Genomic DNA, 14,459 nt, shown 5'->3' with positions numbered 1-14,459 from the left:
CAAGGTCTTCCTGCTCGAAGGAGCCCCGTTGCCCGTTCAGTGTTCCACCGTCACGCTCACGTCGTCCATCACTGTCGCCGGCGGTGTCTTTGCTCCAGGACATCTTGGTGAGCTGACCCGGCACTTGCCGTTCGAACTCGTCGATGACGTGCTGGAACGCACCGGCGGCACACAGCGGAGACTGCGACTGCTGCCGTCGAGAGTGGGGGTGTACTTCGTGCTGGCCCTGGTGCTCTTCCCGCAGCTGGGATACGTGCGTGTGTGGGAGAAGCTCACCTCCGGTCTGCATGAGCTTGTCTCACGGAGCCCCTCGGAGAAGGCACTGCGGGAAGTCCGCCGACGGCTGGGCGTCGCGCCGTTCCAGTCGCTGTTCGAAACGCTGGCCGGCCCCGTGGCACAGCCGATCACACCCGGGGTGCGCTACCGATGCTGGCGCACGGTCGCATTCGACGGCTGCAGCTCCACCAAGGCGCCTGACCGGCCGCGAGTCTGCGCCTGGCTGGGCAAGCACAAGCACCGCTATGGCACAGACGGATACCCGATGCTGAAGATCATGGCACTGTGCGAGACCGGCACCCGGGCTCTGCTCGGCGCCGTCTTCGGACCGACGGCGGAGAAGGAGACCGGCTACGCCGAGCAACTGCTGCCGCTGCTGGACGACGGCATGCTTTTGCTGAACGACCGCGGATTCGACTCCGACGACTTCCTCGCGAAGGCCGCGGCCACCGGCGCACAGCTGCTGGTACGGCTCAAGGGAACCAGGACACCCGCCCGCTGGGCACTGCTGCCGGACGGAACGTTCCTGACCAGGATCAACGGGACCCAGCTGAGGATCATTGACGCACACATCAAGGTGACGACCGCCAAAGGACTGCGGTTGGACGGCCATTACCGGCTGGCAACCACGCTCACCGACCACCGCCGGTATCCCGCAGCCGAGTTGGTGGAGCTCTATCACGAGCGGTGGGAGATCGAATCGGCTTTCTACTCGCTCCGTCACACGCTGCAGCACGGCCTGGTGCTGCGCTCCCAGGACGCGGCAGGCGTCCAGCCGGAACTCTGGGCGCACCTGACCGTCTACCAGGCACTACGCCGGGCCATGGTCGAGGCCGTGGAGACGGCCCCCGGCACGGATCCGGACCGGGCTTCCTTCACCGTCGCGCTGGAGACCGTCAAGGACCAGCTCATCGCCGCAGCCGATGTCCTGCCCGATTCCGGTCCGGGGCGTATCACATCGGCTCTGCTGCACCATCTGCTCCCGCCCCGCCGACCACGGGTCAATCCGCGCCGCGTCAAGTGCCCGATCTCCCGCTCCGCTGCCCCACCCGGCCAGGCGCAAGTCCTCGGGGCTTCCCCGATCACCAGCATCGCCGTGACCATCCACTCGTCGGCCAGGTCCGGCAATGACGGACGTCGCGACCGCACGCTGCAACTGTTGCGCACCGGCCCTCTCCGCACCTGGCGCGCATGTGAAATCGCCCGCGGTATCGGACTGGACGATGCCCAAGGGATACGCGCGGAACTGGGACGCTGGGTCCGCGAGGGAATCCTTCGCCGCACCGGGCGAGGCATCTACATCCTCGCACCCGAGTGGATCACACCCGACCCCAACACCCCCTCACTCCAGCCCACTTGACAGCGCCGGACCGCCCTAACTCCGCGGTCTTGGAGTACTTCCTGGGAGCAGCCATGGTCGATGTTCCTCTCATGAGAACCATCTGACCTGCTGCCAACATGCTCCGCGTCTCGGGGGAACCTCAGTCCGGCAGCTCAGTACGGCCGCGGAATCTTGTGCTCGCTACGCTGCCTCGTACCGGGCCAGCAGAGCATCCAGGTCCGCCAGAAGAAGGCCGGCGGAGTCGCGAGCCTCATAGCCGACGCGCCCCGCGCCGCTCACCTGGCACGGCGTACCCGTCCCTCGTCCCACACCGGCTCCGTCGACTCGCGAACCCGGCCGTCCTCGCCGAAGACTAGGAAGCGGTCGAAGCCCTTGGCGAACCAACGGTCGTGGGTGACGGAGACCACGGTGCCCTCGAAGGTGGACAGGGCCTGTTCGAGGGCCTCGACGGAATAGAGGTCGAGGTTGTCGGTCGGCTCGTCGAGGAGGAGCAGAGTGGCTCCGCTCAGTTCCAGCAGGAGGATCTGGAAGCGGGCCTGCTGGCCTCCCGACAAGGACTCAAACGGCTGCTCCGCGGACTTGGCGAGTCCGTACCGGTCCAGGATCCGCCCGGCCTCCTCGCGGTCACGGCCTGCGCGGTGCTCGTCGCCGCGGTGCAGGATGTCGAGCAGGGTGCGGCCCTTGAGGCTCGCGTGCTGGTGGGTCTGGGCGAACCAGCCAGGACGTACCCGGGCACCAAGCTGGACCCGGCCTCCGTGTTCCACCGGTTCCGGCCTGATGGTGCTCACGGGCTGGTGCTCGGACTCCGGGTCGGTGCCGCCGCACGCCAGCAGGCGCAGAAAGTGGGACTTGCCGGAACCATTGCTGCCGAGGACGCCAACGCGTTCACCGAACCAGATTTCGGTGCCGAAGGGCTTCATCAACCCGGTGAGTTCGAGGTCCTTCGCGACGACGGCGCGCTTGGCGGTGCGGCCGCCCTCCAGCCGCAGCCGCATCGTCTGCGGTACCGGAATGGCCTCCGGCGGGCCGACCGCCAGGAACCGCTGGAGGCGTGATTCCGCGGCCCGCAGCCGCGACGCCATGTCCGAGTTGTACTTCGCCTTCATCCGGTACATCACGATCAGGTCCTTGATCTTGGCGTGCTCCTCGTCCCAGCGTCTGCGCAGTTCTTCGAGCCGCTCGTTGCGCTGCTCGCGCGCCTCGTCGTAGGTGGTGTACGTGCCGGTGTACGTCCACGCGGTGGCACCGGCCGCACCGGGTTCCAGGGTGACCATCCCGGTCGGCACCCGGCTGAGCAGTTCACGGTCGTGGCTGATGATCAGGATCGATTTGCCGGTCTTCAGCAGCTGGTCCTCCAGCCACTCCTTGCCGGGCACGTCAAGGTAGTTGTCGGGTTCGTCCAGTACGAGGACGTCGTCTTGGCCTCGCAGGAGGGTTTCCAGTACGAGCCTCTTCTGCTCGCCGCCCGACAGCGTGTCGACGCTGCGGAACTGTGCCTTCTCCCAGGGCACTCCGAGGGCTGCGATCGTGACGACGTCCCAGTGCGTCTCCTGCTCGTAGCCGCCGACCTCCGCCCAGTCGGCCAGCGCTTGGGCATAGGCCATCTGCTCCTCGTAGGAGTCGCGCTCCATGAGTGAGAGCTCGCTCGCCTCGATCTTGCGGGCGGCCTCCCGGATGCCAGGGGGAGACACGGACACGAGCAGGTCCCGTACGGTACGGCCGTCCCGGTAGCCGCCGACGAACTGGCTCATCACCCCCACCCGGCCGCTGTGGGTGACCACTCCCGCATGGGCTGCGATCTCCTGGGTGATGACCCTGGTCAGGGTGGTCTTGCCGGCCCCGTTGGGTCCCACCAGGGCAACGCGGTCGCCGTCGCCGACCCGGAACGTTATGTCGGCCAGCAGCGGGCGGCCGTCGGGCAGGTGGAACGACACCCGGTTGACATCTATGTGGCCCATGTCCGCTTCTCGCCTCTTTCAGCCGCCTGTTGCCGCGTCCGGTCCTGGCGACGCGCGGTAGCAACGGCACGGTAACAAAGAATCCAGGAAGGGCCCTTCGGAATTTTCCCGCCCTCAAGCGCCGGATGTCTCAAAGGTGAGCACGGTGGGACTCGTCGCGGTGTGATTCGGCATTCGTCGGCAGCAGGCAGGACGGCCCGGGAGGGCACGTCATTAGGGTGGCTCCGTGACGTCGATCCTGCCGGTGCTCCGGCCCTCGCGCCTGACGGATGTGCCCCCGGCGGACCCGCCGCCCCTCCCGCCGGACGGAGAACCCGAGGTGTGGGAGGTCTCGGCCGAGGAGTTCGCCCCGGCCGCGCACGCCCTGGCCGATACCGTTCTCGACGCGGCGGAGCGCGGACGTGCGGCCCGGTTGCGTCACCTGCTGGACCGCGACGTGTATGTGGCGGCCCATGTCGGACTGCGGCTGATGCACTGCACACCGTTCGCCCGTCGGCCGGTCAGGAAATGAGGCGGCTGGTGAAGCCGTCGCGGATGAGGGACTCGTATGCGTCATGCACGTTCTCCGGGACATCCTGGGCGATGGCGAAGCCCTGCTTCGGATACTCGATCACCCGCTGGAGATCGCCGACGAGCATGTCCACCACGAGCTTCTCGTCGCCGATGCTCCTGAAGTAGTCGTCCAGCTCCAGCGGCTCCGGCGCGCACACGATCTCGACGTCGGGCCACAGCTTGCGGGCGGTGGCGAAGGATCGCCTCTCCATGTAGGGCTTGGAGATCAGCATCACCGTTGTCGGGACGATGCCGGCCGCGGCCAGCAGGTCGCGGGTGAGGGTGATGTTCTGGCCGGTGTTCGCGGCGTTCGGCTCGACGAGGATCGCCGAGTCGGAGACGCCGAGTTCGAGTGCGTGCTCGCGGAAGTGGACGGCCTCGCCGCGGGGAAGCGGGCCTTCGTGGTGGGGCTGTTGCCGCCGGTGAACACCAGCGTCGGGAACAAGTCGCGGTGATACAGATCGGCGGTGGCCGTGGCGACGCCGAGGTCGTGGCTGCCCAGGCCGATGGCCACGTCGACGGCCCGCAGTTGGTGCCCCATGAGGCGGTGGTCTCAGATCAGCTTGGCCTTGCGCCACTGGTCCTCGGTGATGGTCTGCTGGTTGTCGCCACGCTTCTTGTCTCCCTGGTCACCGACTGGAGGGGCCGGAGGGCCCCGTGCTCATGGCCTTGATGTTCTCGATGCTGGCCAGCTGGTGGGACAGCCCGAATCGGGCGGCCATGGTCGCGGCCTTGTCGAAGACGTGAAGGCCATCATCGCGGGTCGCGGGGTCGCTCAGCAGGATGTGGCCGTGGGCGGTGTCCAGGCGGACCTTCTGCATGGGGGCGTCGGCGGTGGCGGTGCCGCGGGCGACGGTGATGAAGTGCAGGGCGGAGGAGAGGTCGCCGGCGCCGCGGTGGGCCAGGGCGATCTTCTGGTGGGCCACCGACCAGTCTTCCGGCTCGGCGCGGTCCTCGAAGTCGCGAGTCGCGGCCAGCATCACGCGGGTCGCATAGTCGTGCTGGCCGTCCTTGCTCAACGCGGTCCCCACCCACAGCCGGGACCTGGCCCGGTCGCGGCGGGAGAGCCGGTCGTCGACCGCGAGGTGCTCGTACGTGCGGGCGGCCATCTCCAGTTTCCCGGACGTCTCGGCGGCCCGGGCCCATGGCGCTGCCCGCCGCCTCTAAGAGTGCGTGCGAGGCGCCTTGGCTTCCTGGGCTTCGCTGATTCAGCGGTGGCAGACAGGCCCCGCATATCCGCTCCGCAGACACGCCATGCATATGCGGGTCACCCCTTCGGGTGCGTAAAGTGATCACTTCGTGACGAAGGGTGGTGCGATGTAACCGTTTGGAGAATCCGCCCTTGGAAGGGTCAAAATCCCATGCCCCGAATATTCACCGCCTGCCGCAGAGCACCGCGCGCCGTACCCGCGCGCCGGGCACGGCGCGCCAGATGGAAGGCGGCCTGGGCGATGGCTGTCGTGGCACTCGCCGCCGGTCCGGCCGCCGCAGCGTCTGAGGAGGGAACGGCCGTCGAACGCTCGCGGTACCCGGTGCGGGTGCTGGCCTTCGTGGGCAACGGCGGTTCCAACACCGTCTCGGCCTACACCGTCCGCCCGCCCGGCCCGCTCGGAGCGACCATGGTCGGCGTCCACCCCACCGGCGTGGGAGCCGCGCCGGACGGGAACACCGTCTACGTCGCCAACAGCGGTTCCGACACGGTTTCGTTCGTCCAGCCGCAGACCCGTCAGGTCGAGGCGACGGTGGCAGTCGGCAACATGCCGTTCGACGCGGAGCCCACTCCTGACGGCGCGAGGGTGCTGACAGCCGACTACGGCTCGGACACGGTGAGCGTGATCGGTCTGCCCGGCCGTCGGCTGATCGCCACCGTTCTGGTCGGCCGCCTCCCGCACAGCATCGCGACCGTCCCCGACGGACGTGCCTTCGTCACCAACAGCGGGGACAACACCGTCTCCGTCATCGGTGCCGACAACACCGTCGTCGCGACCGTCCCGGTCGGGGTGGCGCCCAGCGGTATCTCCGCAACGCCCCGCGGGGACACCGTGTTCGTCTCCAACATGGGCTCAGGCACCATCTCGGTGATCAGCACTGCCACCAGCGCGGTGATCGCCACCATCCCGCTGGGTCCGGCACCCACCAAACCCGCCCCGGTCGGCAACGCGGTCAGTCCTGACGGTGCTCGGTTGTACGTGGCGGATTCCGCCAACAACAGCCTGATCACCATCAACATCCTCAGAGCACCGTGGTGGGTACGACCCCGGTCGGTCTCAATCCCCAGGGCGTCGCCGTGACCCCCGGCGGCGCCGCCGTCTGGGTGACCAACGAGGGCTCCGACACCGTCTCCGTCGTCTCGATCGAACCCGGCACGGCAGTGCTCACCCTGCCCACCGGCAACCGCCCGAAGGCATCGCCATCACCCCCCGCTGATCACGCCGACGTCGCACGAAGGGCCCCGTCCGGTCGCGGACGGGGCCCCGGAAGGTCGAGTTGAGCGATCCGGCGGGGGATGTCGAGTTGCGCAGCGTCTCGCGGCTGATCCCCAGATCCTTGCCGATGCCCTCGAAGGTGTGGCTCGGGTCCGACAGGTACAGCGCGACAGCGTCCGCCTTGAACTCGGGCGAGTAGACCTTCATCACCATAGAAGATGCCTCCAACCCGCCCCCTCCCGGGGCCGGGCTCAGAGGTGTCCACCACTCGGGGACAGGTCCCCATGCCCTCGCCGAAAGTTTCTGGCAGGGACTCAAGCGGCAGACGATGCACCAGAGGTTGTTCTCGACGATACGTCAGGCCAGGCTGGAGACCTTCCAGTGGCTTACCTACTACAACACCCGAAGACGCCACAGTGCCCTCAACTACCTCTCACCCACCGAGTTCGAACGGCAGCTCCAGAGAGAACGTAGACTCACACTCGCAGCATGAACCCCTGTGTCCACACTCCGGGGGACGCCTCAACAGCGACTGACCCCAAAAGCCGATACAGCGGACTCACCCTCTACCAGGTCCTCGATACCCTCCAGGACCTGCTGAACTGCTGGACCGGCACCTGCACCACCTGCCATCAGCCCCTGCCCAGCAGACCGCACACGACATCAAGATCGAGAAAGAACTAACGGAGTCCCACTACGGGGCGTCCGGCGGCAGTGCCGGGCGCCCCGCGATCCTCCGGTCCGACCAGTGGGCGGGAGGGCGGTCCTGCTCGGGGGACAGAGGGCTGGACTGCTCCCCTGCGTCCGCCGACCGGAGCGGCATCGGTCGGCTTCGACGCTCACCCAGCTCGTCCTGACCGAGATCGGTGAACCGGACGACACCGAGCGGCCTGGGCGATCAACGAGCCCGCCTCGTCCCGCGTCCCGGGCGACCTCCTCTGCCGCCTTCACCCGTAACTCCTCGCGGCACTGCTGCCGTTCGACGGTCAGCCCGCCCTTCGACCGCCCGTGCTCCGCGCTGCCGCACCGCGGCCGGAGATGAGGGCCCGCCGTGCGCGGTCAGGACCCGGCGGGCAACCGGAAGGAGGCCGCGGTACTCCACGGGGCGGGCGGATCCGAATCCGCCGGGGCCCCCGCGCCCGGCGGCGGCCCCGGTGCCGCGGCGGCGGCGGAGCGTCCGGCCAGGCAGGATCACCCTCCGGGCGGCGGGCGCGACGACGGGCCGCGTCCGCCGCCCGACACCGAGGGCCGCAGCGCGCGTCGCGCGTCTCCCGCCGTTCCGGAATCGACGGCCGTGCGAGGTGGCGTGGCACCAACGCGGACCGTCCGCCGCGCCGGGGCGAGCCATTTCTTGATCGAAAATGCCATTTCAGGGACGGTATTGTGCGCCGTGAATCCCTTCGCTACGATCGCACCCTCACCGGCCGCAAGTCCGCTCATTACAGGGGGCGATGTGGGTGCGTCAGCGTCAGAATCACTCCCCGAGCGGGATGACTGATGGGCGATTCCAAACGGAATTCAATGCCTTCCGGCCCTGAATTAGCGGAAGGCGAGCGATTATCAAAAGGCTCGCCTTCTTCTCCTTTCCGAAGACGGGATTACTCCCTCTTCTGGGTGGCGGGCGCCGTCGACGGTCTCGGGACCTGTGCGTCCACCCTCTTCCTTCCGCTGATCCTCCTGGGCGCCGGGTACTCGTCCGGGCTCGCCGGCCTCGTCGCCTCGGTGGCACTGGTCAGCGGGCTCGTCGTCTCGCCGGTCGCGGGCGTGTTCGCCGACCGGCTGCCGCGCAAGCCGATGATGTACACGGCGGCCCTGGTCGCCGCGGGCGCCATGGGCTCGGTGTTCGTGACCGTGGCACTCGGCCATGTCGTCCTCCTCCACGTACTCGTCGCGGCCGTCGTCGAGCAGGCGGCCAGCGCCACCTACGGGGCGGCCGCCTCCGGTACGATCCGGCGGCTCGTGCCCCCCGAGGAGTACCCCCGGGCGATCGGGTACCTCCAGGCACGGGACCAGGCGGTCCAGATCGTCGGCCCGACGCTGGGCGGGGTCCTCTACCAGGCGGCGCGGTGGGTGCCGCTGCTCGCGGACGCCGTGTCGTTCCTGCTGGTGGCCGTGTTGAGCAGGGCGATCCGCGCGGACCTGACGCCCGTACGGGAGACGACCGCCCCGTCCTTCGCCCGTGAGCTGGCCGACGGCCTGCGCTTCGTGTGGGCGCACCCCTTCCTGCGCTTCGTGGTCGTGTGGACGGCCGGGGTCAACGCCCTGCTGGGAGCGCTGTACTTCCACGCCGTCTTCGCCTCGCACGCCGAGGGCGCCAGCCCCTCCTCGATCGGTCTCATCCTCACCCTCGCGGGCGTCGGCGGGCTGCTGGGCGCGCTCGCCGCGCCCTGGCTGGTGCAGCGGGTGACGGCTCCCCGGATCGTCACGGGCGCCTCGTGGGTCATGGTGCCGACGGCAGCCGGGCTCGCGTACGCCTCCCAGACCTGGGCCTACGGGCTGCTGCTGAGCGGGGTGTCGCTGATCGTGCCGTCGGTGGCGGTCGTGCTCCAGACCCGGGCGGTGCTGGTGACCCCCGACGGTCTGCTGGCCCGGATGGGCACGGTGCTGGGCACCGCCGGCCAGGGCGTCGCCGCACTCGCCCCGGTGCTGGCCGGGGTCCTGGTGGCCGCGTACGGCGGCCGCACGGTCGCGTGGGGCTGCGCCGGGGCCTTCGCCGCGCTGGCCCTGTACGCGACGGCCAGGTCCGCTCTCGTCGTCCGGGAGGTGCCGTGACGGCGTTCTCCCCGCGGACGGTCACGCGCGGCTACGGCGTCTACCGCCCGGTGCTGCCGGTGACCAGTCCCCGCAACCCGGACCGGATGGTGTACACGGGGGACGCCGACGGCCGGTGCGAGATCTTCACCTGGGACCGGTCCAGCGGCGGCGGACGGCAGTTGACCGACCGTCCCCACGGCACGCTGCTGTGCGCCATCGACGGCGACGAGGCCGTGTGGTGGTTCGACGAGGACCGCGGCGGCAGCGGCGGCTGGCGCACCCAGGACTTCGACGGCGGCCCGGACCGCCCGGCGCTGCTCGACGTGCCCTGCGGGCGGCCCGCCGGGCTGGCGCTGACGGAACGGGGCACGGTGGCCGTCGGCATCCGCGGGAGCGAGGGATTCAGCGTGCACCTGGGGCGGCGCGGCGGCCGGGGCACGCCCGTCCTGCGCACGACGGACTCCGCTACCCTGTGCGATCTGGCGCCGGACGGCGGCCTGCTGGCGGTGACCGGCCCCGCGCACTCGGCCCGCGCCGTGACGCTGCTGACCCCGGACGGGAGCACCGCCGCGGTGCTCTCCGGCACCCGGGAACGCACCTGGGCGCTCGGCTTCGCGCCCGCGCCCACCCCGCCCCCGGGCCCCCGAGGCACGTCCGGCCATACGCTGCTGCTGGTCATGCGCGAGCGGGCCGGCCGCTACCACCTCGGAGTCTGGAGCCCCGGCGCCGGACTGGAACTGCTGCCCTGGTGCTCCTTCGACACCGAGACGACCGCCCGCTGGTACCCCGGCCCGGGCAGCGCGCGGGTCCTGCTGCGACAGGACCGGCACGGCCGCAGCAGGTTGTTCGCCGCGGACCTGGAGCGCGGCCAGCTGACCCCGTGCCCACCCCCGAGGGAAGCATCCTGGCCGCGTCACCCACCGCCGGCGGCGACGTGCACTACATCTGGACCGACGCGGTGACCGTGCCCCGCGCGATGTCCCTGTCGGGTGCGCCGCTGCCCGGGCAGAGCCAGTGGCGCGTCCCCCGCTTCGGCCACCGCCGGGACCTGTGGACGCCGGGACCCGACGGCCCCGTGCACACCTTCGTCACCACACCCGCGGACCGCCCCGGACCCTACCCGCTGGTCTTCCTCGTCCACGGCGGCCCGGCCGACCACGACCGCGACGCCTACGACCCCATGGTGCAGACCCTGGTCGGCTCGGGCCTCGCCGTGGCCCGCGTCAACTACCGGGGCTCGACCGGCTACGGGCCGCGCTGGCGCTCCGCGTACTCCGAGGGCGTCGGCCACACCCAGGTCGCCGACCTGGTGCGGGTCCGGGCCGACCTGCTGGAACGGGGCATCGGCCGCCCGGGCGCCGTGGGCCTGTGCGGCACGTCGTGGGGCGGCTATCTGACCCTGCTGGCGATGGGGACCCGCCCCGGCCTGTGGGATGTCGGGGTGGCCGTCAAACCGCTCGCCGACTGCGCCACCGCCTTCCGGTACTCCACGCCCGCCCTCCAGGCGCTGGACACCTCGCTGTTCGGCGGCACTCCCGACGAGGTGCCGGGCGCCTACGCCCACGCCTCCCCGTCCTCGTACGCCGCCGCCATCCGCTCCCCGCTGCTGGTCGTCGCCGCGCGCCGGGACGCCAAGTGCCCGCCGGAGCAGATCGAGGCGTACCTGGCCGTGCTGCGTGCGGGCGGTGTCCCGCACGAGGTGATGTGGCTGGACTCGGGCCACGACGGCTACGACGGAGCCGACCACCTGGCCGTCATACGACGGTCCCTCGCGTTTCTCGGCGGCGGGCTGCCTTCCGGGCCCGATCAGGCCGAGCCGCCACCACCCCCGGAGAGGAGGTGAACACCATGCAGAAGGACATCATCCACGGCGACCCGCTCGACGGCGACGAGGAGAGCCGCAAGCCGGGCGTCGGCGTCGTCGTCTACTTCCGCTCCGCGGAGGAGATGGAGGACGAGGACCAGTAGCTCCGAGGGGCCGGTCCCGCCACCGTGCGCGGCCGAGCCCGTCCGGAGGACACCGGCCGGACTCCCCGGCCGGTGCCCCGTCACGGAGGTCGTCAGGCGCCCCGCCCGGCGCCTGACGACTTCCCGGCCGACGCCCGGCCGACCCGTCATGCCGTGCACTGATCACATGAGAAGAGGCGAGCCGTGCGCGTACTCCTGGTGAACATGCCCTGGGCCCCGATCGATCTCCCGTCGCTGGCTCTCGGAATTCTCAAGCGCAGCGTCGACGAGCGCGTACCGAACAGCACAGCGGACGTTCTGCACGCGAACATCGAATATGTGGACTGGATCACCAGGAACACGGAATTCACTTTGGAGGACTACTCCTACTACGCACTCGGATCGTATTTCCTGGGCTGCGGCGACTGGGTCTTCTCCTCCGCTCTCTACGACGATCCCGAATGGCGCGTCGCCGAGTTCACCGCGGCGATGGCCAACCGGGTGCCCGGGGCCCGGATGGAGATGACACAGGCCCTGCACGTCACCGCACCCGACTTCGTCCGGCACATAGCGGAACGCATCGTGGAACTCGCCCCGGACGTGGTCGGGTTCACCTCGACGTTCCAGCAGAACACCGCCGCCCTGGCCGCCGCCAAATACGTCAAGCGGCTCGCCCCGCACATCGTGACGGCCATGGGCGGCGCCAACTGCGACGGCAAGCAGGGCGAGGCCGTCCACCGCAACTTCCCCTTCGTGGACCACGTGCTGCGCGGCGAGGGCGAGGTGTCGTTCCCCGCGCTGATCAGGGCCCTGGAGGCGGGCGAGCCCCTGTCCGAGGTCCCCGGGCTGTGCTGGCGCGACACGGACGGCACCTCCGTGGTGAACGCCATGAGCACCAAGCCGCTGCCGCCCGCCGCGATCCTGCCGCCGGACTACTCGGGGTACTTCGAGCGGCTCGCCTCGTCCCACGCCCGGAACTGGGTCGAGCCCAAGCTGGTCGTCGAGGGGGCGCGCGGCTGCTGGTGGGGCGAGAAGCACCACTGCACCTTCTGCGGGCTGAACGGCTCGTTCATGGAGTTCCGCAGCAAGAGCCCCGACGTGTTCTACGACGAGATCATGGATCTGGCGCGCAGGCACCGGGTCCTGGACATGTACGTCGTGGACAACATCCTGGACATGGGGTACGTGAAGTCGGTGCTGCCCCGCATCATCGACAGCGGCTACGACCTGCGCATGCACATCGAGATCAAGTCCAACATGCGGCGCGGACAGCTCCAGACCCTGGCGGACGCGGGCCTGATCTTCGTCCAGCCCGGCATCGAGAGTCTCAACAGCCGGGTGCTGACCCTGATGGACAAGGGCGTGACCGGCGGCCAGAACGTGCGGATGCTCCGTGACGCCGCCACCGTGGGCCTCTCGGTCGCCTGGAACTACCTGCACGGCTTCCCGGGCGAGGACGCCGAGGACTACGACGACGTGGTGGACCAACTGGCCGCGCTGGAACACCTGAACCCGCCCGTCGGCCCGTCCTCCCGGATCGCGATCGAGCGGTTCAGCCCGTACTTCGACAACCCCGGGCTCGGCTTCTCCGAGCTGCGCCCCGCCGAACCGTACCGGCTCACCTACGACCTCCCCGACGAGGAGATGTTCGACCTGGCGTACGTCTTCGACGTACCGCCCCGGGGGATCGGCGAGGACGTCGTCGAACGGCTCGACGCGGGCATCGCGCGCTGGAAGCGGAACTACGCCGGCAGCCGCCTCACCCACTGCGACCTGGAGGATCGGATCGTCCTGGTCAGCAGGCGCCGGGCCTTCGACTGGACCCGCCTGGAACTGACCGACCCGCGCGAACTGGCCTTGTTCCGGCTGCTCGACCAGCCGCACACGGTGAAAGCGGCCGCGCGCAAGCTGGACGCGGACCACCCCGTCGGCGAGGCCGACCTGCTCCGGGTCCTGAAGCGGTGGCGGGAGCTGGGCGTCGTGTTCGAGGACAGCGGGCAGTTCGTGCAGATCGCGCCGCCCGCCCTGAACGAGGAGTTTCTGCGGATCGACCACATGCGGCACACCGCCGCCCGCGAGGCCGAACTCGCCCCGACGACCGCCTGACGAACGCGCCACCGCCCGACCGAGGGACGACGATGACTCCTGCTCCCACCGCCACCGCCCCCTTCACCGTGACCGCCTCACGGGACTACGACCCCGAGGTGGGCTCCCTGCCCGCCATGTCCCTGGGCCGCTACGAGATCGACATGTCCGGCGGCGAGGCCGCCCGGCGGCTGTTCGCCGCCGGGGCCCGGCACGTCACCCTGCCCCGCCCCGTGGACCTGACGGATGCCGCCGACGCGGCCTGGACGGTCAGAGCGCTGAGCTTCGTGGGCGACCTGACCAGCCTGGCCGTCTCGGTCGACTGGCAGCTTCGCACCGGCCCGGACCCCGACGCCTGGCGCCACTTCTGCCACCTCCACCCGCCGACCGCCGTCCTCGGCACCGCGGACCCGGTCGCGACGGCGCTCGCCTGGCGCACCACGTACTACATCTGCAAATGCATCTTCCGGTACGGCCCCGGCTTCATCCAGGTCCGCGACCGGCGCTACGGCGAGCTGCGCCGCTTCACCATCGACGAACCGGAGTACCACGAGGCCGTGGCGGCCCTCGCCGACGGCGCGCCCGCCGACGCGATCCCGGGGCCCGTCCTGGACGACCTCGTCTCCGAGCACCTCGTCCTGCGCTTCGGCGACCATCTGTGGTGGGCACCGTACCGGGTCCGCCGCTGGTCGGAGGCACCGCTGGTGATCTGAGCGCACGGCCGTGGTTGTGCGTCAGCAGCGTGCAGTGAGGACAGACCTGATGACCTTCCCCTTGTAGCGTGCAGACCGTGGCTGTGCGGGAAGTCGAGGGTCGTGGCGGGCAAGAGGCGAGAGTCTGACGCGGAGTTTTGTGAGGGGGCTGTGCGGATCGTGGCCGAGATTGGCAAGCCGATCCCGCGGGTCGCGAAGGGCCTTGGGATCAACGGGACGACGCTGGCGACCTGGGTGTCGAGGGCGCGGGCGGCCGGCAGGGCCGGTCCGGCGGGTGAGGAGGACGAACTCGCGCGGCCGCGGCGGGAGAGCGCCCGGCTCGAGCGGGACAACAAGGACTGGTCATGGAGCGTGATGTCCTCAAACGTCGCATGGTCCTGTGGGTGAAGTAGCTGTTGCGGGCCCG

The 14,459-nt window shown here is 70.0% G+C and carries 10 protein-coding genes and 4 pseudogenes; 10 read left to right on the top strand and 4 right to left on the bottom strand.

The window, feature by feature from the left end; all coding sequences use genetic code 11:
- Positions 1 to 28 precede the first annotated feature (28 nt).
- Positions 29 to 1,653: pseudogene (locus BN1555_RS34315) on the top strand (IS4 family transposase); the annotation flags it as partial.
- Positions 1,654 to 1,893: 240 nt separating this feature from the next.
- On the opposite strand, the gene BN1555_RS34310 reads toward BN1555_RS34315, so the two are convergent.
- On the bottom strand, positions 1,894 to 3,576 hold the full coding sequence (locus BN1555_RS34310; protein WP_093803040.1) for an ABC-F family ATP-binding cassette domain-containing protein: 1,683 nt from the start codon (positions 3,574 to 3,576) through the stop codon (positions 1,894 to 1,896).
- Between the two features lie 226 nt (positions 3,577 to 3,802).
- On the opposite strand from BN1555_RS34310, the gene BN1555_RS34305 reads away from it, so the two are divergent.
- The gene (locus tag BN1555_RS34305; protein ID WP_093803039.1) at positions 3,803 to 4,087 is read left to right on the top strand and encodes a hypothetical protein; all 285 of its coding nucleotides are present in this window, start codon (positions 3,803 to 3,805) and stop codon (positions 4,085 to 4,087) included.
- On the opposite strand, the pseudogene BN1555_RS34300 reads toward BN1555_RS34305, so the two are convergent.
- Positions 4,077 to 4,669: pseudogene (locus tag BN1555_RS34300) on the bottom strand (YdcF family protein). The gene BN1555_RS34305 and the pseudogene BN1555_RS34300 sit on opposite strands and share 11 nt — an antisense overlap.
- A gap of 88 nt (positions 4,670 to 4,757) precedes the next feature.
- A pseudogene (locus BN1555_RS34295) lies at positions 4,758 to 5,252 on the bottom strand (hypothetical protein); the annotation flags it as partial.
- 327 nt (positions 5,253 to 5,579) lie between these two features.
- On the opposite strand from BN1555_RS34295, the gene BN1555_RS34290 reads away from it, so the two are divergent.
- On the top strand, positions 5,580 to 6,419 hold the full coding sequence (locus tag BN1555_RS34290) for a YncE family protein (RefSeq protein ID WP_176710239.1): 840 nt from the start codon (positions 5,580 to 5,582) through the stop codon (positions 6,417 to 6,419).
- A 222-nt stretch (positions 6,420 to 6,641) separates the two neighbouring features.
- On the opposite strand, the pseudogene BN1555_RS38270 reads toward BN1555_RS34290, so the two are convergent.
- Positions 6,642 to 6,767, bottom strand: a pseudogene (locus BN1555_RS38270) (transposase); the annotation flags it as partial.
- Here BN1555_RS38270 and BN1555_RS41795 point away from each other — a divergent pair.
- The 7 genes from BN1555_RS41795 to BN1555_RS34255 all read left to right on the top strand — a co-directional run bounded on the left by BN1555_RS41795 (position 6,760) and on the right by BN1555_RS34255 (position 14,440).
- Complete coding sequence (locus tag BN1555_RS41795; protein ID WP_369689040.1) at positions 6,760 to 7,047, top strand: integrase core domain-containing protein; 288 nt, start codon at positions 6,760 to 6,762, stop codon at positions 7,045 to 7,047. The pseudogene BN1555_RS38270 and the gene BN1555_RS41795 overlap by 8 nt on opposite strands.
- Before the next feature lie 1,004 nt (positions 7,048 to 8,051).
- Entirely contained in the window at positions 8,052 to 9,326 is a 1,275-nt protein-coding gene (locus BN1555_RS34275) for an MFS transporter (RefSeq protein ID WP_369689016.1), read from the top strand.
- A complete protein-coding gene (locus tag BN1555_RS41005; protein ID WP_255306329.1) occupies positions 9,323 to 10,270 on the top strand; it encodes a TolB-like translocation protein in 948 nt (315 codons plus the stop codon). Before BN1555_RS34275 ends, BN1555_RS41005 begins: the two co-directional genes overlap by 4 nt.
- Positions 10,189 to 11,151 carry an alpha/beta hydrolase family protein gene (locus BN1555_RS41000; RefSeq protein ID WP_255306328.1) on the top strand — a complete coding sequence of 321 codons (963 nt, stop codon included), beginning with the start codon at positions 10,189 to 10,191 and terminating at the stop codon, positions 11,149 to 11,151. Before BN1555_RS41005 ends, BN1555_RS41000 begins: the two co-directional genes overlap by 82 nt.
- A gap of 308 nt (positions 11,152 to 11,459) precedes the next feature.
- A complete protein-coding gene (locus BN1555_RS34265; protein WP_093803033.1) occupies positions 11,460 to 13,361 on the top strand; it encodes a RiPP maturation radical SAM C-methyltransferase in 1,902 nt (633 codons plus the stop codon).
- A gap of 32 nt (positions 13,362 to 13,393) precedes the next feature.
- Positions 13,394 to 14,053, top strand: a complete 660-nt coding sequence (locus BN1555_RS34260; protein WP_093803032.1) for a DUF5825 family protein — start codon at positions 13,394 to 13,396, stop codon at positions 14,051 to 14,053.
- A gap of 159 nt (positions 14,054 to 14,212) precedes the next feature.
- Positions 14,213 to 14,440 carry a hypothetical protein gene (locus BN1555_RS34255; protein WP_255306305.1) on the top strand — a complete coding sequence of 76 codons (228 nt, stop codon included), beginning with the start codon at positions 14,213 to 14,215 and terminating at the stop codon, positions 14,438 to 14,440.
- Positions 14,441 to 14,459 lie beyond the last annotated feature (19 nt).

The sequence above is a fragment of the Streptomyces sp. Wb2n-11 genome, assembly GCF_001049855.1.
Taxonomy (GTDB): domain Bacteria; phylum Actinomycetota; class Actinomycetes; order Streptomycetales; family Streptomycetaceae; genus Streptomyces; species Streptomyces altiplanensis.
The sequence above is the reverse complement of the archived record's forward strand: the minus strand, read 5'-3'. Positions and strand labels throughout refer to the sequence as shown.

Coding starts and splice junctions, on each gene's coding strand:
- BN1555_RS34260 (WP_093803032.1), top strand. CDS start 13,394: ATGACTCCTGCTCCCACCGCCACCGCCCCCTTCACCGTGACCGCCTCA.
- BN1555_RS34275 (WP_369689016.1), top strand. CDS start 8,052: ATGGGCGATTCCAAACGGAATTCAATGCCTTCCGGCCCTGAATTAGCG.
- BN1555_RS34290 (WP_176710239.1), top strand. CDS start 5,580: ATGGCTGTCGTGGCACTCGCCGCCGGTCCGGCCGCCGCAGCGTCTGAG.
- BN1555_RS34310 (WP_093803040.1), bottom strand. CDS start 3,576: ATGGGCCACATAGATGTCAACCGGGTGTCGTTCCACCTGCCCGACGGC.